This window comes from Paracoccus marcusii, assembly GCF_028621715.1.
GTDB lineage: Bacteria > Pseudomonadota > Alphaproteobacteria > Rhodobacterales > Rhodobacteraceae > Paracoccus > Paracoccus marcusii.
The window spans coordinates 1,263,534-1,289,539 of the sequence record NZ_CP117466.1 but is presented as its reverse complement, the minus strand read 5'-3'; the positions used below and the strand labels follow the sequence as shown (position 1 = coordinate 1,289,539).

At 69.5% G+C, this 26,006-nt stretch carries 25 protein-coding genes; 17 read left to right on the top strand and 8 right to left on the bottom strand.

Going from position 1 to position 26,006, the window contains the following annotated elements; genetic code table 11:
• The first annotated feature begins 10 nt into the window (after nt 1–10).
• The gene (locus PRL19_RS06315) at nt 11–1,669 is read left to right on the top strand and encodes an NAD+ synthase (protein ID WP_273744259.1); all 1,659 of its coding nucleotides are present in this window, start codon (nt 11–13) and stop codon (nt 1,667–1,669) included.
• Nucleotides 1,670–1,672: 3 nt separating this feature from the next.
• Here the strand turns inward: PRL19_RS06315 and PRL19_RS06310 are convergent, their stop codons facing one another.
• Nucleotides 1,673–2,362, bottom strand: a complete 690-nt coding sequence (locus tag PRL19_RS06310) for a hypothetical protein (RefSeq protein WP_273744258.1) — start codon at nt 2,360–2,362, stop codon at nt 1,673–1,675.
• 76 nt (nt 2,363–2,438) lie between these two features.
• Entirely contained in the window at nt 2,439–4,094 is a 1,656-nt protein-coding gene (locus PRL19_RS06305; RefSeq protein WP_045980930.1) for an MFS transporter, read from the bottom strand.
• A gap of 354 nt (nt 4,095–4,448) precedes the next feature.
• Between PRL19_RS06305 and PRL19_RS06300 the strand changes: the two genes are divergently transcribed.
• The 3 genes from PRL19_RS06300 to PRL19_RS06290 all read left to right on the top strand — a co-directional run bounded on the left by PRL19_RS06300 (nt 4,449) and on the right by PRL19_RS06290 (nt 7,341).
• The gene (locus tag PRL19_RS06300) at nt 4,449–5,408 is read left to right on the top strand and encodes a L,D-transpeptidase (protein WP_273744257.1); all 960 of its coding nucleotides are present in this window, start codon (nt 4,449–4,451) and stop codon (nt 5,406–5,408) included.
• A gap of 129 nt (nt 5,409–5,537) precedes the next feature.
• Nucleotides 5,538–6,359, top strand: a complete 822-nt coding sequence (locus PRL19_RS06295) for a hypothetical protein (RefSeq protein ID WP_273744256.1) — start codon at nt 5,538–5,540, stop codon at nt 6,357–6,359.
• Nucleotides 6,360–6,405: 46 nt separating this feature from the next.
• Nucleotides 6,406–7,341 carry a lytic transglycosylase domain-containing protein gene (locus tag PRL19_RS06290; RefSeq protein ID WP_273744255.1) on the top strand — a complete coding sequence of 312 codons (936 nt, stop codon included), beginning with the start codon at nt 6,406–6,408 and terminating at the stop codon, nt 7,339–7,341.
• Here the strand turns inward: PRL19_RS06290 and PRL19_RS06285 are convergent, their stop codons facing one another.
• Entirely contained in the window at nt 7,342–9,540 is a 2,199-nt protein-coding gene (locus PRL19_RS06285; RefSeq protein ID WP_273744466.1) for a primosomal protein N', read from the bottom strand.
• 119 nt (nt 9,541–9,659) lie between these two features.
• Between PRL19_RS06285 and fsa the strand changes: the two genes are divergently transcribed.
• Genes fsa through PRL19_RS06260 form a run of 5 tightly spaced genes read left to right on the top strand, consistent with a single transcriptional unit; the run spans nt 9,660 to nt 13,422 of the window.
• The gene (fsa, locus tag PRL19_RS06280) at nt 9,660–10,313 is read left to right on the top strand and encodes a fructose-6-phosphate aldolase (RefSeq protein ID WP_273744254.1); all 654 of its coding nucleotides are present in this window, start codon (nt 9,660–9,662) and stop codon (nt 10,311–10,313) included.
• A gap of 24 nt (nt 10,314–10,337) precedes the next feature.
• Nucleotides 10,338–11,018, top strand: a complete 681-nt coding sequence (locus PRL19_RS06275) for a DUF484 family protein (RefSeq protein ID WP_045980932.1) — start codon at nt 10,338–10,340, stop codon at nt 11,016–11,018.
• Nucleotides 11,015–11,926: a tyrosine recombinase XerC gene (locus PRL19_RS06270; protein WP_273744253.1), complete on the top strand. Its 912-nt coding sequence runs from the start codon at nt 11,015–11,017 to the stop codon at nt 11,924–11,926. The genes PRL19_RS06275 and PRL19_RS06270 overlap by 4 nt, the downstream gene beginning before the upstream one ends.
• A 51-nt stretch (nt 11,927–11,977) precedes the next feature.
• Nucleotides 11,978–12,553 carry a peptide-methionine (S)-S-oxide reductase MsrA gene (gene msrA / locus PRL19_RS06265; RefSeq protein ID WP_084697183.1) on the top strand — a complete coding sequence of 192 codons (576 nt, stop codon included), beginning with the start codon at nt 11,978–11,980 and terminating at the stop codon, nt 12,551–12,553.
• Nucleotides 12,553–13,422, top strand: coding sequence for a 50S ribosomal protein L11 methyltransferase (locus tag PRL19_RS06260; RefSeq protein ID WP_273744252.1), 870 nt, complete (start codon nt 12,553–12,555; stop codon nt 13,420–13,422). The genes msrA and PRL19_RS06260 overlap by 1 nt, the downstream gene beginning before the upstream one ends.
• An 83-nt stretch (nt 13,423–13,505) precedes the next feature.
• Here the strand turns inward: PRL19_RS06260 and PRL19_RS06255 are convergent, their stop codons facing one another.
• Complete coding sequence (locus tag PRL19_RS06255) at nt 13,506–13,700, bottom strand: DUF1127 domain-containing protein (RefSeq protein WP_042250734.1); 195 nt, start codon at nt 13,698–13,700, stop codon at nt 13,506–13,508.
• 191 nt (nt 13,701–13,891) lie between these two features.
• Nucleotides 13,892–14,611, bottom strand: coding sequence for a 16S rRNA (uracil(1498)-N(3))-methyltransferase (locus PRL19_RS06250; protein ID WP_273744251.1), 720 nt, complete (start codon nt 14,609–14,611; stop codon nt 13,892–13,894).
• 15 nt (nt 14,612–14,626) lie between these two features.
• On the opposite strand from PRL19_RS06250, the gene ubiA reads away from it, so the two are divergent.
• The 3 genes from ubiA (at nt 14,627) to PRL19_RS06235 (ending at nt 18,115) form a co-directional block, all read left to right on the top strand.
• A complete protein-coding gene (gene ubiA, locus PRL19_RS06245; protein ID WP_273744250.1) occupies nt 14,627–15,565 on the top strand; it encodes a 4-hydroxybenzoate octaprenyltransferase in 939 nt (312 codons plus the stop codon).
• A 61-nt stretch (nt 15,566–15,626) separates the two neighbouring features.
• Complete coding sequence (locus tag PRL19_RS06240) at nt 15,627–17,789, top strand: OmpA family protein (RefSeq protein WP_273744249.1); 2,163 nt, start codon at nt 15,627–15,629, stop codon at nt 17,787–17,789.
• Entirely contained in the window at nt 17,786–18,115 is a 330-nt protein-coding gene (locus tag PRL19_RS06235) for a hypothetical protein (RefSeq protein WP_045980936.1), read from the top strand. Before PRL19_RS06240 ends, PRL19_RS06235 begins: the two co-directional genes overlap by 4 nt.
• 18 nt (nt 18,116–18,133) lie before the next feature.
• On the opposite strand, the gene PRL19_RS06230 is transcribed toward PRL19_RS06235, so the two are convergent.
• From PRL19_RS06230 to smpB, 3 genes are all read right to left on the bottom strand, one after another.
• Complete coding sequence (locus tag PRL19_RS06230) at nt 18,134–19,315, bottom strand: amino acid aminotransferase (protein WP_273744248.1); 1,182 nt, start codon at nt 19,313–19,315, stop codon at nt 18,134–18,136.
• Nucleotides 19,315–20,166, bottom strand: a complete 852-nt coding sequence (gene sseA / locus PRL19_RS06225; RefSeq protein WP_273744247.1) for a 3-mercaptopyruvate sulfurtransferase — start codon at nt 20,164–20,166, stop codon at nt 19,315–19,317. Before sseA ends, PRL19_RS06230 begins: the two co-directional genes overlap by 1 nt.
• 61 nt (nt 20,167–20,227) lie before the next feature.
• Nucleotides 20,228–20,701, bottom strand: a complete 474-nt coding sequence (gene smpB, locus PRL19_RS06220; RefSeq protein WP_273744245.1) for an SsrA-binding protein SmpB — start codon at nt 20,699–20,701, stop codon at nt 20,228–20,230.
• A gap of 93 nt (nt 20,702–20,794) precedes the next feature.
• Between smpB and PRL19_RS06215 the strand changes: the two genes are divergently transcribed.
• The 5 genes from PRL19_RS06215 (at nt 20,795) to PRL19_RS06195 (ending at nt 25,915) form a co-directional block, all read left to right on the top strand.
• Nucleotides 20,795–21,232, top strand: coding sequence for an ion channel (locus tag PRL19_RS06215; RefSeq protein WP_273744244.1), 438 nt, complete (start codon nt 20,795–20,797; stop codon nt 21,230–21,232).
• A 3-nt stretch (nt 21,233–21,235) separates the two neighbouring features.
• Nucleotides 21,236–22,894: a thiamine pyrophosphate-binding protein gene (locus PRL19_RS06210; RefSeq protein WP_273744243.1), complete on the top strand. Its 1,659-nt coding sequence runs from the start codon at nt 21,236–21,238 to the stop codon at nt 22,892–22,894.
• A complete protein-coding gene (locus PRL19_RS06205; protein ID WP_273744242.1) occupies nt 22,891–23,880 on the top strand; it encodes a P1 family peptidase in 990 nt (329 codons plus the stop codon). Before PRL19_RS06210 ends, PRL19_RS06205 begins: the two co-directional genes overlap by 4 nt.
• Nucleotides 23,881–24,091: 211 nt before the next feature.
• Nucleotides 24,092–25,561 (top strand): NAD-dependent succinate-semialdehyde dehydrogenase, encoded by a 1,470-nt coding sequence (locus tag PRL19_RS06200; protein ID WP_273744241.1) that lies wholly within the window; start codon nt 24,092–24,094, stop codon nt 25,559–25,561.
• A 99-nt stretch (nt 25,562–25,660) separates the two neighbouring features.
• On the top strand, nt 25,661–25,915 hold the full coding sequence (locus tag PRL19_RS06195) for a GlsB/YeaQ/YmgE family stress response membrane protein (RefSeq protein WP_198143153.1): 255 nt from the start codon (nt 25,661–25,663) through the stop codon (nt 25,913–25,915).
• Nucleotides 25,916–26,006: the final 91 nt, after the last annotated feature.

Here is a 26,006-nt window from a genome sequence, read left to right as displayed (position 1 = left end):
GGTGCCCGTGATGACCGACCGTTTCCGCCTGACCATCGGGCAGCTGAACGCCACCGTGGGCGACCTGGACGGCAATGCCGCCCGCGCGCGCGATGCCTGGGAACAGGCGCGCGATGCAGGCGCCGACATGCTGGCCCTGCCAGAGATGTTCATCACCGGATACCAGACCCAGGACCTGGTGCTGAAACCCGCCTTCACCGCCCAGGCCGAGGATGCGATCGTGGCGCTTGGCACATCGCTGACAGGCGGCCCCGCCATCGGCATCGGCGGGCCGTGGCGCGACGGCGGCCGTCTTTACAACGCGTGGTGGGTGTTCCGGGACGGGGCGCTGGTGGCGCGCGTGCTGAAGCATCACCTGCCCTACAAGCAGCTGTTCGACGAATTGCGCCTGTTCGACAGCGGCCCGATCAGCGGCCCCTATCCGGTGGGCGCGGCCCGCATCGGCAGCCCGATCTGCGAGGACAGCTGGTACCCGGACGTGGCCGAGACGCTGGCCGAGACCGGGGCCGAGATCCTGGTCGTGCCGAACGGCAGCCCCTATCACCGCGACAAGCTGGACCTGCGCATGGGCCACATGGTCGGCCGCGTGGTCGAGACGGGCCTACCCTTGGTCTATGTGAACATGGTCGGCGGCCAGGACGACCAGCTTTATGACGGGGCAAGCTTCGTGCTGAACCCCGGCGGCCACAAGGTCGTGCAGCTGCCCGCCTTCCAGGAGGCGGTGGTGCATGTCGACTTTACCCATGGCCCCGACGGCTGGCGCGCCGAACCGGGCGTGATGGAGCTCCAGCCCGACGCGTGGGAACAGGATTACCATGCGATGATGCTGGGCCTGCGCGACTATCTGCGCAAGTCGGGGTTCCGCAAGGTGCTGCTGGGCATGTCGGGGGGCATCGACAGCGCCCTGGTCGCCACCATCGCCTGCGACGCGATCGGGCCGGAAAACGTGCGCTGCGTGATGCTGCCGTCGGAATACACCTCCCAGGCCAGCCTGGAGGATGCGGCCGATTGCGCGACGCGGCTTGGCGCGCGGCTGGACACCGTGCGCATCGACGGGGCGCGCGACGCGGTGGGGGATGCGCTGGCGCATCTGATGGAGGGCACGAACCCCGACATCACCGAGGAGAACATCCAGTCCCGCCTGCGCGGCGTGATGCTGATGGCGCTGTCCAACAAGTTCAACGAGATGCTGCTGACCACCGGCAACAAGTCCGAGGTCGCGGTGGGCTATGCCACCATCTATGGCGACATGGCGGGCGGCTATAACCCGATCAAGGACCTCTACAAGACGCGGGTGTTCGAAACCTGCCGCTGGCGGAACGCCAACCATCGCGACTGGATGATGGGCGCGCCCGGAGAGGTCATCCCCCAGCGGATCATCACCAAGCCGCCGTCGGCCGAACTGCGCCCCGATCAGCGCGACGACGACAGCCTGCCGCCCTATGAGGTTCTGGACGCGATCCTGGACGGGCTGGTGGAACAGGATCTGTCGCTGGCCGATCTGGTGGCGCGGGGGTTCGATGCGGACACGGTGCGGCAGGTGGAAAAGCTGCTCTATGTCAGCGAATGGAAGCGGTATCAGGCCGCACCGGGGCCGCGCATCTCGACCCGCGCCTTCTGGCTGGACCGCCGCTATCCCCTGGTGAACCGCTGGCGCGACCGGCTGTAGGTTTCAGAACTCCAGCCAGGTGCCCAGCCGGACGGCCTGTTCGGACGGGCCGGACAGGGGATTGACCATGCCCAGTTCCACCTTGACCGGGCCCGGCACGTCGAAGACCAGCGACGACATCAGCCGGGCGGAATACTCCTCGTCCTGGGGGTGCTCCAGCCACAGGCTGTTGATGACCATCAGCCCGTCACGCGGACGCAGGCCCAGGGTCACGTCGGTTTTGATCACCCGTTCGGCGGTCAGGAAGCTGGCGGCAAAGGACGGGCGCATGGGCGCGCGCGGGTCCGGCGCGCTGCCGGTCATCTTGGCCAGCACCTGCGCGGTGATCCAGCCCCGGTCGAAACCGCGCCCCCAGGACAGCGCGCCCTGGACCACCGGCAGGGTAAGGTCGTTCCGCCGGATCACCCCCGCGCCCGATTGCATCGCAAAGCGGTTCGGCCCCTGACCGTCGTCCAGCGCGCGTTGCAGCCACAGGATGGCGCTGGTCTCCGCCTGGTCGGCGCGGCCCAGTTCCATCCCCAGCGTGGTGCGCGGCGTCAGCCCGTATTCGGCATAGGCCGAGGCATAGCTGCTGTCCGCGCGATTGCGTTCCCCCGACAGCGACAGGAAGGTCCGCCCGGCCTCGCGCGGCCAAGGCCCGGCCTGCACCGCGGCGGGCAGCATCAGCGCCAGGAACAGGACAAGTCTGATCATCGGCCGGCCCTTTCGTGCCACGGGTCGCACCAGATCTGGCACAACCCGCGCGTGCGGGCGAGAGGGAAACGACCCGTCAGGGGATCTCGATCTTGCCCACCAGGGGCACGTCGTCTTGGGGGCCGACAGTGTGACGCTCGATCATGCGGTGGACCAGCGGGTCGGTGTCGCCCTTGTGCAGCGCGCGCAGGGCCACCGCGACCTCGGCATCCGACTTGGTGCGGCGCAGGTTGTGGCGGACATATTCGTCCCAGGTCGCGATGTGATAGCTTTCGCTCCACTGGTCGGGATGTTCCAGATCGCGCAGCAGCGACCAGTTGCGCGCCCCGTCCCGCCTGCGGATGTTGCGCCGCCGCTGCATCAGGCGCAGGAATTCCGGCACATCGGCCTGGTCGATGCGGTAATCGACCATCACCATGATCGGCCCCGACCGCCCCCGCAGGTCCAGCATCAGCGCGGGCTCGCGGAAGCGGTTCACCGGGTCCAGATCGACCGCCCCGAATTCGGGCGCCCGCAGCCAGAACCCGATGGCAGCCCCCAGCAGCAGCACACCCCCGGCGGCCGTCAGCGCCGCATCCAGGCCCTGCGTGCCCGCCACCATGCCCCAGATCCAGGCGCCCGCCGCCATGCCGCCGAAGGTCGCCATCTGGTAAAGCGCCAGCGCGCGGGCCACGACCCAGCGCGGCGTGGACAGCTGCACCGTCACGTTGAACAGCGACAGCGCCAGCACCCAGGACGCCCCCGCAGGCAGCATCGCTGCCGCGTGCAGCCAGACCGACTGCGTCTGGCCCAGGACCAGGGCCGAGACCGCAAAGCCCGCAAAGGCCATGCGCACGACGTTCTCGTTGTTCAGCCGGGCGCGGATGCGGGGGTTCAGCAGCGCCCCGCCGATCGCGCCGACGCCATAGCACCCCAGCAGGCCGCCAAACAGCAGCGACCCCCCCTCGGGGTGGCTTTTGGCGACCAGCGGCAGCAGCGCCAGCACGGCGATGGCGGCAAAGCCGAACAGCGCGCCGCGCGACATCACCCGCAGCAGGTTGGGCGACAGCGCGACATAGCGCAGGCCCGCCCCCATCGCGGCCATGAACGGCTCGGGCGTGGTGACGCGCGGCGCCAGCTTGGGCTTCCATTGCGACATCGCCCCCAGCAGCGGCAGATAGCTGATGGCGTTGACCGCAAAGGCAGCCGACGCGCCCAGTGTGGCTACGATCAGGCCGCCCGCCGCGGGCCCCACGCTGCGCATCAGGTTGAAGCCCACGGAGTTCAGGCTGACCGCCGCGGGCAGGTCCTTCCGGTCGACCAGATCGCCCATGCTGGCCTGCCAGGGCGGGTTATAGACCGCCTGCCCCGCCCCCAGCAGGAAGGTGAAGCCCAGCAGCAGCCATGGCGTCAGCCCCCCCGTCCAGGCCACCGCGGCCAGGGCCAGCGACACCACCGCCATGAAGATGAGCGCGCCCATCAGCAGCGTCTTGCGGTCAAAGATGTCGGCCAGCGCCCCCGCCCCGATCGCCAGCAGCATGATCGGCAGCGTGTTCGAGGCCTGCACCAGCGCGATCAGCGTGGCGCTGTCGGTAAGCTGGGTCATCAGCCAGGCCGCGCCCACGGCCTGCACCAGGCCGCCGAAATTCGACACCAGCGTCGCGCTCCACAGCAGGCGAAAGTCGCGATAGCCCAGCGGCGCCAGCGCGCCGGTCCGGGCGGGGACGGTGGTGGGGTCTGTCGAAGGGGTCACGGATCGGCCTTTCCTGCGGCGGGCATCGCGGTCAGCCTAGGCGGGCACCCGCGAACCCGCAACGCCGGCGCCCGCCCGATCGCCGCAAAGTTTTCGCCTGCACATGAAACCCGAAGACACGCCAAGTTGTTCATTAGGCGCATAAAGGTGATCCACCTGACGCCGTAGCGCCACAGAGATCGGGCGCAGACGCGGCACGGACCCCGTCGAGGGTGGCTCGGGGTTGACGCGGATCGGCGGGCGGCCTCATGGAAGAACATGCGAATCGCGCCCGCCTTGCGGCGCAACAGAACAGATGCTGCCTCGGAACCGCCTCTGCCGGCGCGACCGACGATGAACAAGGAACAAGCAACGATGCGCCTCGCTTCCCTTTTCGCGGCGCTGGCCCTGGGGCTGGCGGCCTGCGGTCCTTCGCAAGAGACCACGACCCCCATCGCCCAGCAGCCGGTCGAGATCCCCGAGATCTACAAGGCCCGCACCGACCGCGGCCCGGACGGAGAGCCGATTCCCATCGCGGCCGTCCGCGCTGCCTATCTGAACGACCGCAACACCCGCCAGCTGGTGTCCTATAACGGCACCGAGGCCCCCGGCACCATCGTCGTCGACCCCTATGCACGCGTCCTCTATCACGTGCAGCCCGGCGGGCAGGCGATGCGGTACGGCGTGGCGGTGGGGCGCGCTGGCCTGACCTTCGAAGGTCGCGCCACGATCGCGCGCAAGGCGGCCTGGCCCAGCTGGCGCCCGACCGACAACATGCTGCGGACCGAACCCCAGCTTTACGGCCAGTTCGCGGGCGGCCTGCCCGGCGGCATGCAGAACCCCCTGGGGTCGCGCGCGCTGTACCTGTACCAGGGCAGCGTCGACACCTATTACCGCATCCACGGCACGCTGGACCCCTCGTCCATCGGCAAGGCCACGTCGGCGGGCTGCATCCGGATGTTCAACCAGGACGTCATCGACCTGTTCGAACAGATCCCCACGGGAACCGAGGTGATCGTCCGTTCGCAGGCCGAAAGCGTCGCGATGGAAGGCCCGATGCAGGAAACGCCCGAAGGCTATGTCGTGCCCGCCGCCGCGGTGCAACCGACGGCCGACCCGGCTGCGACCGCGCAGGTCGCATCAGCGCCGATGCAGACCGCGATGGTTGCATCCGCGCCGGTCGAATCTGCCGTGCCGACGGGGTTCACCGATCCCTATGCCGCAATGACGGCGGTTCCGGCCGCGACCTCGGTCCAGCCGTCGCTGGTCAGCGATCCGTTCGCCACGGATGCGGGCTTCGTCTCGCCGGTCGAAAGCGCCGTGCCCTCCCGGTAACGGGGCGGCCGCGCCTGCGAAAAGATCAGGGGGCTCCGGTTGCGACCGGGGCCCTTTCCAATTGCAAACGCGCCGATTCCTGCGCACAGTCCTGCCGAACACATCATCCGTCCGCCAAGGGTCCCGCGAATGCCGAATTATGCCAAGCGCGAACAGGAACTGCTCAACCCCGATCAACTGTCGCTGGCCGAACAAAGCCGCCATCCCGCGCTTGGGGCGCTGGACGATGCGGCGTTACTGACGCTGATCGACGCGCTGCGCGCCGCCCGCGCCGAGGCGACGACCGCCGAGGGCGACCCGGCCCCGGCCGAGATGCTGCGCGCGGCCCTGCGCCGGACCGACATGGAACGCCGCAAGCGCCGTCTTGCCGCGCCCGGCACCCCCTCCGCCGCGCCGACGGCGGCCAAGGCGGCGGCCAAACCTGCCGGTGCCAAGCCCGCGACCGCCAAGCGCAAGCAGGCGACCGTGCCGCGCACCCCCGCCGACCGCAAGTCCGCCGAGACGCGCAAGACGGACCTGCGGACCGAACCGCACCGCATTCCCAAGCGCGGTGCAAAGGCCGCGCCCGCCCCGGCCGACGCCGTGGCAGAGCCCGCGACCACCGCGACTGCAAACGACGACAAGGCGCAGAAATCCGCCAAGCAGGCGGCCCGCAAGGCCCAGAAGGATGCCGCCAAAGCCGTCGAGAAGGAAGAAGCCAAGGCTGCCCGCAAGGCGGAGCGCCAGGCCGCCAAGCAGGCCCAGAAGGTCGAGGCCAAAGCCGCCAAGGCCGCCGAGAAGGAGGCCGCCAAGACCGCGCGCCGCGCCGCCCGCAAGGCCGAACGTCAGGCCGAGAGCCCCGAGGCCAAGGCCGCCCGCAAAAACGCCAAGCCCGCCAAGGACAAGCCCGCAAAGGCCAAGTCGGCCGAAGCCAAGCCTGCCAAGAAATCCAAGTCGAAGAAGTCCAAGTGATCGTCCGCCCGCGCACCGGGCGCGGGCGGATGAACGGCCCGTCGCGATGATGACCCTTTCCAGACATCTTGGTGCCGCCGTCGTGGCGCTGTTCTGCGTGGCCGCGCCCCTGTCCGCGCGCCCCGCCATCGACGCCGCCCACGGCCTGCCCCCGCCCCGCACGTCCGAAGACCTGCGCTGCAGCGATGACGGGCGCGACTGCATCGCGCGCGACAGCTATGCCGCGGATGTCTGCAAGCTGATCGAACGCAATGCCGCCGATCACGGGCTGGACCCGGCCTTCCTGGCGCGCCTGCTGTGGAAGGAGAGCCGATTCGAACCTTCTGCCGTCAGCCCGGCGGGCGCGCTTGGCATCGCGCAATTCATGCCGGGCACGGCCGACCTGTATTGGCTGGACGATCCGTTCAACCCGGCCCAGGCCATTTCCAAGGCCGCGTGGTATCTGGGCCACCTGCGCGACCGGTTCGGCAATATCGGCCTGGCCGCCGTCGCCTATAACGGCGGAGAGAACCGCGCTGCGCGGTTCATCGCGCAGGCCACGACCCTGCCCTATGAGACGGTCGACTATGTCGAATCGATCACCGGGTTCAGCGCGCATCGCTGGCGCGACAACCCCCCGCCCCAGCAGGAGGTCAAGCTGGCCCTGGCCGACGACCAGGCCTTTCGCCCGGCCTGCGAACGGATGGCCGGCGACCGGTCGCTGCGCGAGTTCAACACCCAGCCCCCGGCGATGCCCTGGGGCGTGGTCGTGGCCAGCCATCCCAGCCAGGCGGGCGCGGCCCAGCAGGTCGCGCGGCTGAACCGCACCCTGCGGCCGATCCTGACCGACGGGGCGCGGGTGGGCTATGTCCGCAAGCGGCTGAACAGCATGCCGCGCGCCGTCTTCACCGCGCAGGTCGGCTATTCGTCGCGCGACGAGGCCACGCGGTTCTGCACCCGGTTCAAGTCGCTTGGCGGGCGCTGCATCGTGCTGAAGAACTGATCACAGAAAGCTTTGCGGGTCGATGTCCACGGACAGGCGCATGTTCGTGGGCAGCTTGACCCCCGCCAGCCAATCGGCGATCGCCGCCTGCAGCGGCGCCTGACGCGGCGCGCGGATCAGCATGCGCATGCGGTGGCGTCCCCGCACCCGTGCGATGGGCGCAGGCGCCGGGCCCCACAGTTCGGCCCCGACCTCGGCCAGGGGGGTGGCCAGACCGGCCAGATGGCGCGCGAAATCGGCAACCGTGCCAAGGTCCGGATGGGACAGGATGATCCCCGCCAGCCTGCCGAAGGGGGGCATGCCCGCCGCCTGGCGGCCCGCGGCCTCGGCATCCCAGAACGTCTCGTCCTGGCCTGACAGGATCGCCCGGATCACCGCATGGTCGGGCTGGTGCGTCTGCAGAAGCGCAACCCCCGGCGCCGCCCCCGACTGCCGCCCGGCCCGCCCGGCCACCTGGCGCATCAGCTGAAAGCTGCGCTCCGCCGCGCGCAGATCGGCCCCCTGCAGGCCCAGATCGGCATCGACCACGCCCACCAGCGTCAGGCGCGGAAAGTTGTGCCCCTTGGCCACAATCTGCGTGCCGATGATGATGTCGGTGTCGCCTTCTGATATCTGGGCGATCGTCTCCTTCAGCGCGCGGGCGGAATGGAACAGGTCCGACGACAGCACGGTGGCCTTGGCGTCGGGGAACCGTGCCGCGACCTCCTCGGCGATGCGCTCGACGCCGGGGCCGATGGGGGCCAGCTTTCCCTCGACCCCGCAGCTGGGACAGGCCGTGGGGATGGGCCGCGTCTCTCCGCATTGGTGGCAGACCAGGCGGTTCTGGAAGCGGTGCTCGACCATCCGCGCATCGCATTGATGGCAGCCGATCTGCTCGCCGCAGGCGCGGCAGACGGTGACCGGCGCAAACCCGCGCCGGTTCAGGAAGATCAGGGATTGCTCACCCTTGGCCAGCCGGTCGGTCACCGCCTGCGCCAGCGTCGGAGAGATCCAGCGCCCCTGCTCCATCGCCTCGGCGCGCAGGTCGATCGCGGCCATCTGCGGCAGCTCGGCCTCGCCATAGCGGGATCGCAGGTCCAGGCGCGCGTATTTCCCGGTCGCGGCGTTCACCCAGCTTTCCAAGGAGGGCGTGGCCGAGGCCAGCACCACCTGCGCACGGTTGATGGAGGCGCGCAGCACCGCCATGTCGCGGGCGCTGTAATAGACGACGTCCTCCTGCTTGTAGCTGCCGTCATGCTCCTCATCGACGACAATCAGGCCCAGATCGGCAAAGGGCAGAAACAGCGCTGAACGCGCGCCCACGACCAGCCCGACCTGACCGCGCCCGGCCATGTGCCACAGCCGGCGGCGTTCGGTGCGGGTGATGCCACTGTGCCATTCGCCGGGCCGCGCGCCGAACCGCGCCTCGACCCGGTCCAGGAATTCGGCCGACAACGCGATTTCCGGCAACAGGACCAGTGCCTGCCGCCCCTGCGCCAGGCATTCCGCCACGGCCTCCAGATAGACCTCGGTCTTGCCCGACCCGGTGACCCCACGCAGCAGCGTGGTGCCGTAACCGCCCGCCCGGATCGCGCCGCGCAGCGTGTCGGAGGCCGCCTGCTGGTCGGGGGCCAGCGGCTTGCCGGGCCGCGTGGGGTCCAGCGCGGGATAGGGCAGATCGCGCGGTGCCTCGATCTCGGCCAGGGCACCGCTGGCGACCAGGCCCTTGACCACCGACGTGCCGACGCCCGCCAGCTGTGCCAGTTCGGATGCCGCAAAGCTGGCCCCGCCGTGATCGGCCATGACCTGCAGCACGCGGGTCCGCGCCTCGGTCGCACGACCGGGCTGGCCCGACCCGGGCACGATGATGCGCCGCGCGGCGGGCGGCTGGTCGATGTCGGGCGCGCGCGTGGCCATGCGCAGCATCAGCGGCAGCGGCGTCAGCGTGTATTCCGCCGCCCGCGTCAGGAAATCCAGGAACCGCGCATCGAAGGGCTGTGCGTCCAGCACGCGGGCGACGGCGCGCAGCTTGGCCAGGTCGAAATCGCCCTTGCCCGGCCCCCAGACCAGACCCAGCACCCGGCGCGGCCCCAGGGGCACCAGCACCAACTGTCCCTGGCGCACGCCCTCGTCGGGCGCCAGATAGTCCAGCACGCCGACCGTCTCGGCGGTCAGCACCGCGATGCGGGCGCGGGGGGGAAAGAATTCGGGCGGGGTCATGATGGCGCGATAAAGACGGGGCCGCGCGTCGGTTGCAAGCCCCTGCATGGGTTGTGCCCCTTCCCGCCCGCCCCCATCTGCAGTATCACCCAGACAAACGCACCCTGAGGAGACGCGCCATGAAATTCTTTGTCGACACCGCCGATATCGCCGCGATCAAGGAGCTGAACGACCTGGGCATGGTCGATGGCGTCACCACCAACCCCTCGCTGATCCTGAAGTCGGGCCGCGCCATCGCCGATGTCACGGCCGAGATCTGCGCCATGGTCGAGGGTCCCGTCAGCGCCGAGGTCGTGGCCGAGAAGGCCGACGACATGATCGCCGAAGGCCGCCACCTGGCCAAGATCGCGCCGAACGTCTGCATCAAGGTGCCGCTGACCTGGGACGGCCTCAAGGCCTGCCGCGTGCTGTCGGACGAGGGCCACAAGCTGAACGTCACGCTGTGCTTCAGCCCGGCCCAGGCGATCCTGGCCGCCAAGGCGGGCGCGACCTTCATCAGCCCGTTCATCGGGCGTCTGGACGACATCCACCTGGACGGCATGGACCTGATCGCCGACATCCGCGAGATCTATGACAACTACGGCTACGAGACCGAAATCCTGGCGGCATCGATCCGCACGGTGAACCACATCGTGGACGCGGCCAAGATCGGCGCCGACGTGATCACCGCGCCGCCCTCGGTCATCAAGTCGATGGCGAACCACATCCTGACCGACAAGGGTCTGGCGCAGTTCAACGCGGACTGGGCCCAGACCGGCCAGAAGATCCTCTGATCCGCGCCCCCCGGAGAGACCCGCATGACCGACGCGCTGGACCCTGAAACCCGCGACCGGCTGCTGGCCGATCCGGGCGCGATCCTGGCCGACCGGGACCTGATGCGGGCCCTGGTCGCCGCACGCGAGGCCGAGGTCGGCGACAACGTCATCGACATCCGCGGCCGCGCGATGCAGGCGCTGGAGACCCGGCTGGATCGTCTGGAATCCACGCATGAAAGCGTGATCGCCGCCGCCTATGACAACCAGTCCGGCATGGCGGTGATCCACCGTGCCGTCCTGGGCCTCTTGGAGACGGCCGACCTGGCCGATTTCATCGCCGCCCTGCAGACCGACATCGCCCCCCTGCTGCGCATCGAGACGCTGCGCCTTGTGGTCGAGGACGATCCCGCCCTGGACCTGCCGCGCGATGCGGTGGCGGTCCCTCACGGCACCATCGACCGCATCCTGACCGCCGGGCGGCGGGCACCGCGCGGCGACGACATCGTGCTGCGCGCGGCCCTGGTGGTGACCCGCCCCCTGCATGGCCGCACCATCGCGTCCGAGGCGTTGCTGCCCCTGGACCTGGGTCCGGCGCGACCGCGCACGGTGCTGCTGATGGGCAGCAGCGATCCGACGCGGTTCATGCCCGCGCATGGCACGGACCTGTTGCGGTTCTTCGGCCAGGTGTTCCGCATGGCCCTGCTGGCCCGGTTGCCCGGATGATGGCCCCGGCCACGGCCGACGCCCTGCACCGCTGGCTGGAGACCGAGGCCGCGGCCCGCGACCGGTCCGACCATACGGTGACCGCATACCGCGCCGACCTGGTCGCGTTCCTGCAGTTCATCGCGGCCCATTGGGGCGAACCCGTCCCCCCCGCGGCCCTGGCCCGCCTGCGCCAGGCCGACATGCGCGCATTCGCGGCATCCGAACGCGGCCGGGGTCTGGGCGCGCGGTCGCTGGCGCGGCGCATGTCCGGGGTGCGGTCGTTCCTGCGCTGGATCTCTGACCGCGAGGGGGTGGACCTGTCCGCCGCCCTGTCGACCCGCAGCCCGAAATACAGCCGCAGCCTGCCGCGCCCGCTGACCCCCCTGCAGGCCCAGGACACGCTGGACCGCGTGGCCGATCACGCGACCCCCTGGGTGGGCGCGCGCGACCTGGCGGTGCTGACCCTGCTGTGGGGATCGGGGCTGCGCATCTCCGAGGCGCTGGCGCTGGAGGGGGCGGACTGGCCCTTTCCGGAAGGGCTGATCATCCGCGGCAAGGGCGGGCGCGAACGGCAGGTGCCGGTCCTGCCGGTGGCCCGCGACGCGATCGCGACCTATCTGCGCCTGTGCCCCTGGGGGCACCGCACCGACGCGCCGCTGTTTCGCGGCATCCGGGGCGGCCGCCTGACCGCCAGCGCGGTCGAGGGCGCGATGCGCCAGGCCCGCGCGGCCATCGGCCTGCCGGCCAGCGCGACGCCCCATGCCCTGCGCCACAGCTTTGCCACGCATCTTCTGTCTGCGGGCGGCGATCTGCGCACGATCCAGGAACTTTTGGGCCATGCCAGCCTGTCGACCACCCAGGTCTATACCGGGGTGGACGACGCGCGGCTGATGGCCGTCTATCGCGCCGCGCACCCGCGCGGTTGAACCCCGGCGCGCCCGCAGGCGTTTGCCCCATCATCCACCAACGAGGCCCCGATGACCGATCACGCCATCTTTCACCGCCCCCTGGGGGCCACCCCGCCCGCCGGCTATGACCAGGCGATTTTCGGCATGGGCTGCTATTGGGGGGTGGAGCGGCTGTTCTGGAAGCAGAACGGCGTCTGGCTGACCGAGGTCGGCTTTGCCGGCGGCGACGTCCAGAACCCCACCTATGACCAGGTCAAGCGCGGCGACACCGGCCATGCCGAGGTCGTGCGCGTGATCTATGACAGCTCGCTGATCAGCTATGATCACCTGCTGCAGCTGTTCTGGGAAAACCACGACCCCACGCAGGGCGACCGCCAGGGCAACGACGTGGGCAACCAGTATCGCAGCCTGATCATGACCTTCACAGACCTGCAGGAATCGGCGGCCGAGGCGTCCAAGATCGACTATGACAATCGTCTGGCCGTGCAGGGCATGGACAAGATCACCACGCAGATCGTCCCCGCAGGCCCCTTCTGGCCCGCGCACGAGGCGCATCAGCAATATCTGGAAAAGAACCCCGACGGTTATTGCGGCCTGAAGGGCACCGGCGTACAGGCCAGCATTCCCAACCCGGATCCGATCTGATGGCCACCTATACCGCGCTGACCCACCTGCCCGGCCGCGAAGCCGCCGAAGACCTGGCGCTTGCCTGCGAGGACCTGACCCCCGAGCCCGTCGGCACCGGCGTCTTCGAGATCGAGGACGGCAGCGAACGGTGGGAGGTGGGCGCCTACTTCACCGAAGCCCCCGACGAAATCGCACTGGCGATCCTGGCCGCCGCCTATGGCGCCCAGCCCTTTGCGGTGTCCGAACTGCCCGATGTCGATTGGGTTGCCCATGTCAAACGCGAACTGACCCCCGTACGCGCGGGCCGGTTCTTTGTGCATGGCAGCCACGATGTCGACCAGATCCCCGATGGCGTCGAGGCGCTGTGGATCGAGGCCGCGATGGCCTTCGGCACCGGGCACCACAACACCACCAAGGGCTGCCTCGAGGCGCTTGACCGCCTGGCCACCGACGGGTTCAAGGCGACGCGCATCGCCGATATCGGCTGCGGCACGGCGGTCTTGGCGATGGCCGCGGCACGGCTGTGGCACGTCACGGTCCTGGCCAGCGACATCGACCCGGTGGCCGTCGACACCGCCGCCGCCAACGTGATCGCCAATGGCCTGGACGGTCGCGTGGAATGCGTCGAGGCGGCGGGGTTCGACCACCCGATGCTGGAACGTGCGGCACCCTATGACCTGGTGCTGGCCAACATCCTCAAGCAGCCGCTGATCGATCTGGCGCCCGACATGGCGCGCCATGTCGCCAAGGACGGCCGCATCGTGATGTCGGGCATCCTGACCACCCAGGCGGATGAGGTCACCGCCGCATATCAGGCCGTGGGCTTTGCCCCCGACCGGCGCGACGACATGGGCGACTGGACCACGCTGGTGATGATCCGGGGCTGACCCTGCGCCGACATCCGGACATGAAAAAACCCCCGCGAGCATTCCGCTTTCGGGGGTTCGTTCGTCAATTGTGGCAGCAAGCCTTAGAAGCCGCGCGCAACCCGCTCGATGTCGCCGCGGCACAGACCGATATCGTCCAGCTCGCGGTCCGACAGGCGGCCCAGTTCGCGACGCGTCATGCGGGTTTCCCGCCAAGACGCGATCAGCGACGTGATTTGCGCCACGACGTTGCCCACGCCTCCGACAGCCACGCTGCGGTTCGTTTCGATCGTCGACATCAGTTCACCTGTTTTCACTTTGCCCGGTCAGCGGGCACATTTCAGATAGACAGGAGATAGTTTCGGCAGCCCGCGAACGGTAGCCGCAAAACCGGCAACCCCGCTATGCGCTTTTCGCAACAGGTGGGCGTGTTTCTGTCGCAAAAAGGTCACGAAGGGACGCAAATCGAACCCCTTTGTCTGCCTGTTGGTTAACGCCAGTCGCCCAGGGCCGATTGCCACAGCGCCAGCGCGGCCACCGCCGCCGTGTCGGCGCGCAGGATTCGCGGCCCCAGGCTGACCGGCGTCACGAAGGGCAGGCGTGCCAGCCGCGCGCGTTCGGTGGCGGAAAACCCGCCCTCGGGGCCGATCAGGATGGCCCAGGGGCCCTGCGGCAGCCCCGCCAGCGTCGCGGCCGGCCCTGCGCGGGATTCGTCCGCCCACAGGATGCGCCGCGCCGGGTCCCACCCGTCCAGCACGCGCGACAGCGGGGCCAGGTCGGCCACCGGGGGCACGATGGTGCCGCCGCATTGTTCCGCGGCCTCGATCGCGTGCGCCTGCAGGCGGTCCTGGCGGATGCGGTCGGAATTGGTGTGGTCGGTCTGCACGGGCATGATGCGCGCCGCGCCCATCTCGGCCGCCTTCTCGACGATGAAGTCGGTGCGGGCCTTCTTGATGGGCGCGAAGATCAGCCACAGGTCCGGCGGGTCCTGCTGGATCGCGGTCTGCGCGACCACCGACAGGCTGCCGCCGCGCTTGCCGGCATCCAGCAGGGTCGCCTGCCATTCGCCGTCGCGCCCGTTGAAGACCGACACCGCGTCGCCCTGCCGCAGGCGCATGACGCCCGACAGGTAATGCGCCTGCGCGCCGTCCACGGGAACGGGTTGTCCTGCAACCAACGGGTGATCTATGAACAGTCTGATTTTAGCCATGATGGGCGCGACGCTATGCAAAGCCGGACAGAAAGGCCAGACGCCGTCTTTGACGCGCCCCCGGACAACTGGGTGGACCGCTTTGCGCCGGTGCGCACGCGGCCCTGGCTGCGGCTCAGCCGGGCGGACCGCCCCATCGGGACATGGCTGCTGCTGCTGCCCTGCTGGTGGGGGATCGGGCTTGCGATGATGGCGGACGGGCCGCGGTTTTTCGATGTGTGGATCGCGCTGGCCTGCGCCATCGGCGCCTTCGTCATGCGCGGCGCGGGCTGCACCTGGAACGACATCACCGACCGCGACATCGATGCGCAGGTGGCGCGGACCCGGTCGCGGCCCCTGCCCTCGGGGCAGGTCAGCCTGCGCGGCGCCTATCTGTGGCTGGGGGCGCAGGGGTTGGTCGGACTGGTGATCCTGCTGACGCTGGGCCGGGCGGCGGTGTGGATGGGGGTCGCATCGCTGGCGCTGGTGGCGATCTATCCCTTTGCCAAGCGTTTCACCTGGTGGCCGCAGCTGTTCCTGGGCTTTGCCTTCAACTGGGGGGTCATGCTGGCCTATGCCGCGCATATGGGCCGGGTCGATCCGGCGCCGGTGGTGGCCTGGCTGGGCGCGATCGCCTGGACGATCTTCTATGACACCATCTATGCCCATCAGGATGCCGATGACGACGCGCTGATCGGGGTGAAATCCACCGCCCGGCTGTTCGGCGACCGCAGCCCCGCGATTCTGGCGGGTTTCGCGCTGGTGACGGTGGCGGTTCTGGCCGTGGCCGTCGCGCTGACGGGTCGCAATCTGTTGATGGGCTGGGCCGGTGTGCTGGCCCTGGGGCTGCACCTGACGTGGCAGCTGCGGAATTTCCAGCCGGATCAGGGAGCTGTCTGCCTGCGCCTGTTCCGGTCGAACCGCGATGCGGGGCTGATTCTTGCGCTGTTTCTTGCCATTGCGGGGCTGGCATGATTGCGCCACCGCCCCCCCGTCGCTAGACGTTGCACGCTTGCAACAGCACAAGGTTTTTCCGATGGCCCGACGCCGCCGCCTTTCGACATCCCTGGCCACCATCATCGTGTTGGCCGGCGCGGGCGGATTGTCCTGGATGGGGGCCGAGGCCGCAGCGACCTTCGTCGAGGATCGCGCCGCGCGCGACGTGACGCAGGCGCTGCAGGCCGCGGGCCATGACTGGGCGCAGGTGGCGACCGACGGGCTGCGCGTCCGCCTGACCGGCACCGCCCCGTCCGAGGTCGAGCGGTTCCGTGCGGTGACCCAGGCCGGCACCGCCGTCGACGCCACGCGCATCCTGGACGAGATGACCGTCGCCTCGGTCGAGGCGATGACCCCCCCCGATTTCAAGGTCGAGCTGCTGAAGGGCGAACAGGGCCTGTCGCTGATCGGGCTGGTTCCCGCCGCCACCGACCGCGACGCGATCCTGCGCGGACTGCGCCCGGCGGGCCAGCAGGTGACCGACCTGCTGGAGGCCGCGGACCACCCCGTCCCCGACGGCTGGACCGAGGCGCTGCGCTTCGGCCTGCAGGCCGCCCAGATGACCGCGCAGGCGAAGATCTCGATCGCGCCGGGACAGGTGCAGGTGGCGGCGTTGGCCGCCGACCGCGAGGATCAGGGCCGGCTGGAACAGGCGCTGCGCCGGGCCGCGCCGCCGCAGGTCGCGCTGGACCTGCAGATCACCGCGCCGCGTCCGGTGATCGCGCCCTTCACGCTGCGGTTCGTGATGGATGATGACGGCGGCCGCTTCGACGCCTGCGCGGCCAGCGACGATGCGGGCCGCGACCGGATCGTGCAGGCGGCCCGCGATGCCGGCATGCAGAGGGTGCCGACCTGCACCCTGGGCCTGGGTGCCCCGTCCGACGACTGGGCCGAGGCCGCCGCCGCCGCCATCGCCGCCGTGGGGCAGCTGGGCCAGGGCCAGGTGACGCTGTCGGATGCGGACGTGGCGCTGGTGGTGCCTGCATCGGTGACGCGCCAGCGGTTCGACCAGGTCGCCGGCCGCCTAGAACAGGCGCTGCCCCCGACCTATCGGCTACAGGCCCAGCATGAAAAGGCGGCCGCCCAGGCCGCGCCCATCGAATTCCAGGCCACGTTGCCGCCCTCGGGCAGCCTGTCGATGCGCGGACGCATCGCGGATGCGCAGATGCAGCAGGCCGTGGACAGCTTTGCCCGGTCACGCTTTGACGTGGCGCAAAGCGGTCTGCGGACCGATCCGTCGGTTCCCGGCGGCTGGACCGTCCGCGTGATCGCGGGACTGGAGGCAATGGGCGCGCTGCACGCGGGCCAGGTTCGCGTGACCCCCGACATGATCGAGCTGACGGGCGTGTCGGGCGATCCACGCGCCAGCGACCGGGCCGCGGCGCTGCTGTCGGAACGGCTTGGCCCGGGCGCGCGCTATCGCCTGGCGATCAGCTATGACCGCCGCATGGACGAGGCCCTGGGCCTGCCCGACGGAGAGGAATGCGTCGCGCGCCTGAACATCATCATGTCCGAGAGCGAGATCGGCTTTGAACCCAGTCGCTCGTCGATCGCGGGCGATCCGGGGCCGACGATGGAGCGGTTCGTCCGCGCCATGGCCGATTGCAGCGATTTTCAGATCGAGGCCGGTGGCCATACCGACTCTCAAGGTTCGGAGGCGTTCAACGCCGAACTGTCGCGATCGCGCGCGCAGGCCATCGTCTCGGCGATGGCCGATGCCGGAATCAGCGTGGCGAACATGTCGGCCCGCGGCTATGGCGAAAGCCGCCCCGTCGCCACCAACCAGACCGAGGAAGGCCGCGAGATCAACCGCCGGATCGAGTTCCGCCTGCTGTCGCCGCACCCCCTGGATGCCGACACCATCCCCGCCCCGGTCACCATCGCCGGCGTCACCGGCGCCGAGGTCGACCCGGACCCCGCCGAGGATCTGACCCAAGGCCCGCGCCTGCCGCCGATGCAGGGGCCGCAGCTGCCCGACCGGGCGGCGCAGATGCAGGGCCCGCAGCTGCCCCACAGCCGTGCCGCGTCTGGGATGGTGCCGATGACCGTGGGCGTCGCGGAACAGTTCCAGACGCTGGACGAACGCGAGGAAAACCTTAGGGTGCCCGTGCTGACGCCCGATGACGACACCCCCCGCCCCGGCCCGCGTCCCGACAGCGTCGCAGAGCAGGCAGGCGCGCAAGACGAAGCGACAGACGAATGAACAGATCCGAATTCATAGCCGTGACCGCCCTGATTCTGTTCGGGGCCTTCGTGCTGGGCTGGATCGCCAGCTGGCTGGTCCATCGCGTCGCCCGTCCTGCCCGTGCCGACATGTCCGAGCTGGACCGCATGGCCCAGCAGCTGCACGAGGTCGAGGAGGAGCGCGACGAGGCCGTGGCCGCCCTGGCCGAACGCGAGGCGGCGCTGACCACCCGCCTGGCGGGCACGCAGGCCGAATTGCGCGATGCGATGGACGGCCTGCGCGACAGCCGCAACGAGGTCGAGGACCTGCGCGACTACATCGAGCAGGCACTGGCGCGTCGCTGACGCGCCAGTCCGCCCGGATCAGATGCCGGCGTCGATGATGGCGCGGGCCAGGACCGGCACCGTGTCACGGTTCAGACCCGCGATGTTCAGGCGCGAATCGCCCACCATGTAGATGGCCGCATCGGTCTTCAGGCGCTGCACCTGTTCGGGCGTCGCGCCAAGGCGCGAGAACATGCCGCGGTGATGGCGGATGAAGTCGAACCGGTCGCTGCCCGACAGATCGCGCAGTTCGGCTGCCAGCTGGTCGCGCAGGCCCAGCATCGTGTTGCGGACCTCCTCCAGTTCCGCCGCCCAATCGGCGCGCAGCGCGTCGTCCATCAGGATGGTGCTGACGATGCGCGCGCCATGATCCGGCGGGAACGAGAAGTTCTGGCGGTTCAGGAAGGCCATCGACCCCTGCGCCAGGTCGCGGCCCTTGGTGGTGTCGGCCAGCGCGATCAGGATGCCGGTGCGTTCCCGGTAGATGCCGAAGTTCTTGGAACACGACGCCGCGATCAGCACCTCGGGCAGGCTGCGGGCGACCAGGCGCGTGGCCTCGGCATCCGCGTCCAGCCCGTCACCAAAGCCCTGATAGGCCAGGTCGATCAGCGGGATCGCGCCCGATTTCTGCAGGATCGCCACGACCTCGGACCATTGCTCCAGGGTCAGGTTCGCCCCGGTCGGGTTGTGGCAGCAGCCGTGCAGCAGGACGACGTCGCCCTTGCCCGCCTGCGCGATGTCGGCCTTCATGCCCTCGAAATCGACGCCGCGGGTTTCCGCGTCGAAGTACCGGTATTCGGTATAGGGCAGGCCCATGAACGCCATGATCGACAGGTGGTTCGGCCAGGTCGGGTTCGACACGAAGACCCGCACGCCCGGATTGGCCAGCCGCGCCAGCTCCAGCGCCTGACGGATGGCACCCGTGCCGCCCACGGAGGCGACCGAGGCCAGACGGTCGGCGGGCAGATCGCCCAGCACCATCGTGGCCAGCGCGTTGCGATAGTCGGCCTCGCCCGCCAGTCCGGTATAGGCCTTGGTGGTCTGCGTCTCCCAGATGCGCTGTTCGGCCGCCTTGACGGCGCGCATGACCGGGGTGACGCCCTGCGGGTCCTTGTAGACGCCCACCCCCAAGTCGATCTTGCCCTGTCGGGTGTCGGCCTTGAACTCCTCGATCAGCATCAGGATCTTGTCGGGGCTTTGGGCTTTCAGGTCGGTCAGCATCAGGCGTCTCCGGTTGCGATGTTCAGGTCGGCGAAGCTGCCCCATTCGGTCCAGCTGCCGTCGTAAAGCGAATGGTCGCGATGGCCCGCCCGCTCCAGCGCGAAGGACAGCACCGCTGCCGTCACGCCGCTGCCGCAGGTGGTGATGACCGGCTTGGACAGGTCGATGCCCGCCTCGGCAAAGGCCGCGCGGATCGCGTCGGGCGCGATCATCGTGCCGTCGGCGTTGAACAGGCGACCGAAGGGCAGATTGCGCGAGCCCGGAATATGGCCCGCGCGCAGGCCCGCGCGGGGTTCGGGCTGATCGCCGCGAAAGCGTTCGGGGCTGCGCGCATCGACGATCTGCGGGTCGCCCAGCTTGCTGGCCGCGGCCACCTGGGTCACGTCGCGCACTAAGCCCGCCTGGCGCTGGACGGTGATGTGGCGGTCGCGCATGACGGGGGGCATGTCCTCCAGCGGGCGGCCCTCGGCGCGCCATTTCGGCAGGCCTCCGTCCAGCACGGCCACGTCGGTCTTGCCCATCAGGCGGAAGGTCCACCAGACGCGAAAGGCGCTGCGCACGTCGGAATTGTCGTAGATGACCACCTGGTGCCCGTCGCCCACGCCCATCGCGCGCAGGCGGCTGATGAACATCTCGGGCGGGGGGGCCATGTGCGGTAGGGCGGAGCGCTTGTCGCTGATCGCGTCGATGTCGAAGAAGCGCGCGGCAGGGATGTGGCCCGCGTCGTATTCGGCCCGTGCGTCGCGGCCCGTGGCGGGCATGTGCCAGCTGGCGTCGATGATGCGCAGGTCGGGATCGGACAGATGCGCCGCCAGCCAGTCGGTCGAGACCAGTGTCTTCGGATCGTCCATCGCCGTCCCCCTTGGCTTGTGCCGCCCCGATCTACAGGCCGGGGGCCAGGGCTGCAATGGCCTATCCCTGCTTCAGCAGGCGCGCCTTTTGACGATTCCAGTCGCGGGCGGCGCTGGTTTCGCGCTTGTCGTGGTTCTTCTTGCCCTTGGCGACGGCGATCTTCAGCTTCACCATGCCGCGGTGGTTGAAATACATCACCAGCGGAACCAGCGTCATCCCCTCGCGCGCGGTGGCCTGCCACAGGCGGGCCAGCTCGCGCGATTTCACCAGCAGCTTGCGGCGGCGCCGCTCCTCGTGGCCGAAGACGCCGGCCCGCGACAGGGCCGCGATATAGCCGTTGATCAGCCACAGCTCTCCGCCCTCGACCGAGGCATAGCTTTCGGCGATGTTCGACTGGCCCACGCGCAGGGACTTGACCTCGGATCCGGTCAGCATGATCCCCACCTCGAGATCGCTCTCGATGGCATAGTCGTACCGGGCCCGCCGGTTCTCGGCGATCACCTTGTAGTTCTTGCTGTCGTCATCCTTGGCCATGGCAGGTCAGATAGGCGCGGCGGGTGCATCTGTAAAGGCATGCGTTGCGCGATGGCCGTGCCCTGCGCTAGGTCTGTCGCGGGGGGGGGGGACATGCTGGGTCAGATCGCGTTCGGATCGGTGCTGATGGTGATCAGCGTGCTGATGGCCGCCTTGGCCATCTGGGCGCTGGAGACGGCATTCTCACGCAATGCCCGCTGGCTGGCCCGTGCGCCCCATCGGCCCAAGCTGGCTTTGGTGATCGTCGCGACCAGCCTGGCGGTGCTGGCGATGGTCACGGCGTCGGTCTGGCTGTGGGCGGTGGCGTTCCACCACATGGGCGTCTTCGCCACCTTCGAGGAGGCGATGTACTTCACCTTGGTCACCTTCACGACACTTGGCTATGGCGATGTGCTGATGCCCCAGGACTGGCGCATCCTGGGCGGGCTGGCGGCGGCCAACGGGCTGTTGCACTTTGGCCTGATGACGGCATTCATGGTCGAGGCGTTGCGCCATGTCCGCGTGCGCCAGATCGAATTCACGGAAGGGTAGCCGATGCGGCATGGCGGTCAGATCTTGGTGCAGGCGCTGCGCGCAAACGGCGTCACGCGGGTGTTCTCGGTTCCGGGCGAAAGCTTCCTGGCGGCGCTGGACGGGCTAGTCGACAGCGGCATCCGCAACATCGTCTGCCGCCACGAAGGCGGCGCGGCCATGATGGCCGAGGCCACCGGCAAGCTGACCGGCAGGCCCGGCGTGGCCTTCGTTACCCGCGGACCGGGTGCCACGAACGCCAGCGCCGGCGTGCATGTCGCCCGCCAGGACAGCACCCCCATGATCCTGTTCGTGGGCCAGATCGCGCGCGGCGACCAGGACCGCGAGGCCTTCCAGGAAGTCGATTACCGCGCCATGTTCGCCCCCTTGGCGAAATGGGTGGCCCAGATCGACGCCACCGACCGCATCGCCGAATACGTGGCCCGCGCCTTTCACGTGGCGATGTCGGGCCGACCCGGTCCCGTGGTCCTGGCCCTGCCAGAGGACATGCTGTCCGGCCAGGCCGACATTCCCGACCTGGCCCCCGCCCCGGCCCCGCTGTCCCACGTTGCGCCGCAATCGGTAGAGGCCGTGGCCGACGCCCTGGCGACGGCACGGCGTCCGCTGGTCGTCGCCGGCGGCAGCCAGTGGTCGCAGGACGCGGCCGAGGACCTGGCCCGCCTTGCCGCGGCGTGGGATCTGCCTGTGGCCGTGCCCTTCCGCCGCCAGGACCGCATGGACAACCGCCTGCCCCATTACGTGGGCGACCTGGGCGTCGGCATGAACCCCGCGCTGGCCGCGGCGCTGCGCGAGGCGGACGTGATCCTGTCGCTTGGCTCGCGCTTGGGGGACACGCTGACCGGGGGCTACAGCGCGATGGACCCGGTGCGTCCCCATGCCCGCGTGATCATGGTCCATCCCGACCCCGACCAGCTGGGCACGCTGTGGCGGGCCGATCCGGGCCTGGTCGCCGATCCACGCCGCGTGGTGGCCGCGCTGGCCGACCTGCCCGCCCCCACGACGCGCTGGTCCGATTGGCGGGCCCGGCTGCGCGCGTCCTATGATGACTGGCAGACCCCGCGCCCCACGCCCGGCGCGCTGCGGCTGGAACAGGTGGTGGGCTGGCTGGCGCAGAACCTGCCGGCCAACGCGATCGTCACCAACGGCGCGGGGAACTATGCCAGCTTCCTGCACCGCTATTACCGCTGGCGCTGCCATGGGACGCAGCTGGCGCCCACGTCGGGGTCGATGGGATACGGCCTGCCCGCGGCCATCGCCGCCAGCCTGACCCATCCCGACCGGACCGTGGTCTGCCTGGCGGGGGACGGCTGCCTGCAGATGACCGTGAACGAGCTGTCGACCGCTGCCCAGTACGGCGCGACGCCCATCGTCATCGTGGCCAACAACGGCCGCTATGGCACGATCCGGATGCATCAGGAGCGCCACTATCCGGGACGCGTGTCGGGCACCGACCTGTTCAATCCCGACCTGCCCGACCTGGTCCGCGCCTATGGCGGCCATGGCGAGCTGGTCGAGCGGGACGAGGATTTCGCCCCCGCCTTTGAACGCGCCCGCCTGTCGGGCCGCCTGTCCGTGATCGAATTGCGGCTGGACCCCGAGGCGCTGACCCCCGGCGCGACCCTCACCCAGACGCGCGACGCGGCGCTCAGGGCGCGGGCATGATCCGCGGCCCGCGCAACCGGATCACCGACGTGGCCGGGCTGCGCGTGGGCCACGCCCAAGACGACGCCCTGCGGTCCGGTGTCACCGTTCTGACTGCCGATGCGCCCTTTGCGGCCAGTGTCCACGTGATGGGCGGCGCGCCCGGGACGCGGGAAACCGACCTGCTGGCGCCCGACAAGCTGGTGGGCGGGGTCGATGCGCTGGTGCTGGCCGGCGGGTCGGCCTTCGGCCTTGCGGCCTGCGACGGAGTGATGGCGGCGCTGCACCGGGCGGGGCGCGGCTTTGCCGTGGGCCCCGCGCGAGTGCCGATCGTGCCGGGCGCGATCGTGTTCGACCTGTTGAACGGCGGCGACAAGGGATGGGACGCCAATCCCTATCCCGCGCTTGGCGCCGCGGCTTGGAGCGCGGCGGGGGTGGATTGCGCGATGGGATCGGTGGGCGCGGGCACCGGTGCGCTGACCGGCACGCTGAAGGGCGGGGTCGGGTCGGCATCCGCGGTGCTGCAGGGTGGGGCCACCGTCGGCGCGCTGGTCGTGGTGAACGCGCTTGGGCAGGCGACCGTGGGCGACAGCCACCTTTTCTGGGCAGCCCCGTGGGAACTGGAGGCCGAGTTCGGCGGCTTGGGCCTGCCCGCGCGCTTTCCCGCCGCCCATGAACCTGCCCCGGCCAAGCGCCTTGGCGAGGCCACGACGATCGCCATCGTCGCGACCGATGCCGCGCTGGACAAGGCCGGGCTGCAGCGCATGGCGACCGCCGCGCATGACGGCCTGGCCCGCGCCCTGGTGCCGAGCCACACGCCGCTGGACGGCGATCTGGTCTTTGCAGTGTCCACGGGCGCACGACCCCTGGCGGACCCCGCCAGCGATGCGTTCGTCCTGGGCCATGCGGCGGCCTGCGTGCTGGCGCGTGCCGTGGCGCATGGCGTGCACAGCGCCTCGGCGCGGCCGGGTGACCCGCAACCCAGCTGGCAACAGCGGTTCGGATAGGAAAAGGGCGGCGCGACCAGCGCACCGCCCCCGAGAGATCGCCAAGAGGGACAGCTTAGCGATTGCAGGCCGAACGCCGAACCCCGCCCCCGGTTGCGACGCCCGCTTCACGTTTCCGTCATCGTCGGCACCGACCGGCCCCGCGGCGGCTTTGACTTTGCCGCGCCGGGCATGTTCACATGCCGCAACCGAAATGCACCCCGAGGACGCCATGACCAAGCCGACCGATCTGAAAAGCCTTCTTCGCGACCCCTTGCTGTTGGAAACCCGTGCGTTCGTGGGCGGCGAATGGGTCGACGCCGACGACGGCGCCACGTTCGAGGTCACCAACCCCGCCCGCGGCGACGTCATCGCCCATGTGGCCGATCTGGGCCGGGCCGAGACCGCCCGCGCCATCGACGCCGCCGCGGCGGCGATGAAGGACTGGGCCGCGCGCACGGCCAAGGACCGCGCCCAGGTCATGCGCAAGTGGTTCGACCTGATGATGGCCAACCAGGACGACCTGGGCACCATCCTGACCGCCGAACAGGGCAAGCCCCTGGCCGAGGCCAAGGGCGAGATCGCCTATGGCGCCAGCTTCATCGAATGGTTCGGAGAGGAGGCCAAGCGCGTCTATGGCGAGACCATCCCCGGCCACCAGGCCGACAAGCGCATCAGCGTCATCCGCCAGCCCATCGGGGTCGTCGGCTCGATCACGCCCTGGAATTTTCCGAACGCGATGATCGCGCGCAAGGCGGGGCCCGCGCTGGCCGTCGGCTGCGGCTTCGTCGCGCGGCCCGCAGCCGAGACGCCCCTGTCGGCGCTGGCCATGGCGGTGCTGGGCGAACGGGCGGGTCTGCCCAAGGGCATCCTGTCGGTCGTCCCGTCGTCGCGCGCCAGCGACATCGGCAAGGAGTTCTGCGAGAACCACCTGGTTCGTAAGCTGACCTTTACCGGTTCGACCGAGGTGGGTCGCGTGCTGCTGCGCCAGGCCGCCGACCAGGTGATGAAATGCAGCATGGAGCTGGGCGGCAACGCGCCCTTCATCGTCTTCGACGATGCCGATCTGGACGCCGCGGTCGAGGGTGCCATGGCGTCCAAGTTCCGCAACAACGGCCAGACCTGCGTCTGTGCCAACCGCATCTATGTCCAGGCCGGGGTCTATGACGCCTTTGCCGACAAGCTGAAGGCCGCGGTCGAGAAGCTGCACGTGGGCGACGGGCTGACCGAGGGGACCACCACCGGCCCGCTGATCAATCAGAAGGCCGTCGACAAGGTCGAGGAGCATATCCGTGACATCACCCAGGGCGGTGGCCAGGTCCTGACCGGCGGCAAGCGCAAGGACGGCCTGTTCTTCGAGCCGACCATCGTCACCGGCGTCACCCGCGACATGAAGGTCGCGACCGAAGAGACCTTCGGCCCGCTGGCACCGCTGTTCCGTTTCGACACCGAGGATCAGGCGATTGCCGCCGCCAACGATACCATCTTCGGCCTGGCCGCCTATTTCTATGCCCGCGACATCGGCCGCGTCACCCGCGTCCAGGAGTCGCTGGAATACGGCATCGTCGGCGTGAACACCGGCATCATCTCGACCGAAGTGGCACCCTTCGGTGGCGTCAAGCAGTCCGGCCTGGGCCGCGAGGGCAGCCATCACGGATTGGAGGACTATCTGGAGATGAAGTATATCTGCCTCTCGGTCTGACATTTTCGACGCCGTCTTGGAACCGGGGGCCAGAGGCCACGTTGCGCTCACAGAAGGCGCCGACCGTCAGGGTCGGCCGGGACAATCAAGGAGAATGGCATGGGCTGGCTTGCAGCTATCATCGTCGGGGGCATTGCCGGTTGGCTTGCTGAAAAGTTCATGAAGTCCAACATGGGCCTCCTGATGAACATCATCCTGGGCATCGTGGGCGCGGTGCTGTTCAACTTCATCTTCGGCTCGCTTCTGGGCCTCTATGCGGCCGGTGCAAGCTTCAGCTTCGCCTATCTGCTGGCAGGCTTCGTGGGTGCATGTATCCTGATCGCCATCGCACGTGCGGTGCGCGGCCGCGCCTGACACTCAGGCGTTTGCAGAAAGGGCCGCGTCGGGGAAACCTGGCGCGGCCTTTTTCATGCGATCGTTGTTGCGGGCGGGCAGCCGGGCGTCC

Excerpts from the sequence above, each read along its gene's own strand:
- smpB (WP_273744245.1), bottom strand. The coding sequence starts at position 20,701 with ATGGCCAAGGATGACGACAGCAAGAACTACAAGGTGATCGCCGAGAAC.
- PRL19_RS06215 (WP_273744244.1), top strand. The coding sequence starts at position 20,795 with ATGCTGGGTCAGATCGCGTTCGGATCGGTGCTGATGGTGATCAGCGTG.
- PRL19_RS06310 (WP_273744258.1), bottom strand. The coding sequence starts at position 2,362 with ATGATCAGACTTGTCCTGTTCCTGGCGCTGATGCTGCCCGCCGCGGTG.
- PRL19_RS06300 (WP_273744257.1), top strand. The coding sequence starts at position 4,449 with ATGCGCCTCGCTTCCCTTTTCGCGGCGCTGGCCCTGGGGCTGGCGGCC.
- PRL19_RS06290 (WP_273744255.1), top strand. The coding sequence starts at position 6,406 with ATGATGACCCTTTCCAGACATCTTGGTGCCGCCGTCGTGGCGCTGTTC.
- ubiA (WP_273744250.1), top strand. The coding sequence starts at position 14,627 with ATGCAAAGCCGGACAGAAAGGCCAGACGCCGTCTTTGACGCGCCCCCG.
- PRL19_RS06240 (WP_273744249.1), top strand. The coding sequence starts at position 15,627 with ATGGCCCGACGCCGCCGCCTTTCGACATCCCTGGCCACCATCATCGTG.
- PRL19_RS06255 (WP_042250734.1), bottom strand. The coding sequence starts at position 13,700 with ATGTCGACGATCGAAACGAACCGCAGCGTGGCTGTCGGAGGCGTGGGC.
- PRL19_RS06195 (WP_198143153.1), top strand. The coding sequence starts at position 25,661 with ATGGGCTGGCTTGCAGCTATCATCGTCGGGGGCATTGCCGGTTGGCTT.
- msrA (WP_084697183.1), top strand. The coding sequence starts at position 11,978 with ATGACCGATCACGCCATCTTTCACCGCCCCCTGGGGGCCACCCCGCCC.
- PRL19_RS06210 (WP_273744243.1), top strand. The coding sequence starts at position 21,236 with ATGCGGCATGGCGGTCAGATCTTGGTGCAGGCGCTGCGCGCAAACGGC.
- PRL19_RS06295 (WP_273744256.1), top strand. The coding sequence starts at position 5,538 with ATGCCGAATTATGCCAAGCGCGAACAGGAACTGCTCAACCCCGATCAA.
- PRL19_RS06270 (WP_273744253.1), top strand. The coding sequence starts at position 11,015 with ATGATGGCCCCGGCCACGGCCGACGCCCTGCACCGCTGGCTGGAGACC.
- PRL19_RS06285 (WP_273744466.1), bottom strand. The coding sequence starts at position 9,540 with ATGACCCCGCCCGAATTCTTTCCCCCCCGCGCCCGCATCGCGGTGCTG.
- PRL19_RS06275 (WP_045980932.1), top strand. The coding sequence starts at position 10,338 with ATGACCGACGCGCTGGACCCTGAAACCCGCGACCGGCTGCTGGCCGAT.
- PRL19_RS06235 (WP_045980936.1), top strand. The coding sequence starts at position 17,786 with ATGAACAGATCCGAATTCATAGCCGTGACCGCCCTGATTCTGTTCGGG.
- PRL19_RS06250 (WP_273744251.1), bottom strand. The coding sequence starts at position 14,611 with ATGGCTAAAATCAGACTGTTCATAGATCACCCGTTGGTTGCAGGACAA.
- PRL19_RS06230 (WP_273744248.1), bottom strand. The coding sequence starts at position 19,315 with ATGCTGACCGACCTGAAAGCCCAAAGCCCCGACAAGATCCTGATGCTG.
- fsa (WP_273744254.1), top strand. The coding sequence starts at position 9,660 with ATGAAATTCTTTGTCGACACCGCCGATATCGCCGCGATCAAGGAGCTG.
- PRL19_RS06260 (WP_273744252.1), top strand. The coding sequence starts at position 12,553 with ATGGCCACCTATACCGCGCTGACCCACCTGCCCGGCCGCGAAGCCGCC.
- sseA (WP_273744247.1), bottom strand. The coding sequence starts at position 20,166 with ATGGACGATCCGAAGACACTGGTCTCGACCGACTGGCTGGCGGCGCAT.
- PRL19_RS06200 (WP_273744241.1), top strand. The coding sequence starts at position 24,092 with ATGACCAAGCCGACCGATCTGAAAAGCCTTCTTCGCGACCCCTTGCTG.
- PRL19_RS06205 (WP_273744242.1), top strand. The coding sequence starts at position 22,891 with ATGATCCGCGGCCCGCGCAACCGGATCACCGACGTGGCCGGGCTGCGC.
- PRL19_RS06315 (WP_273744259.1), top strand. The coding sequence starts at position 11 with ATGACCGACCGTTTCCGCCTGACCATCGGGCAGCTGAACGCCACCGTG.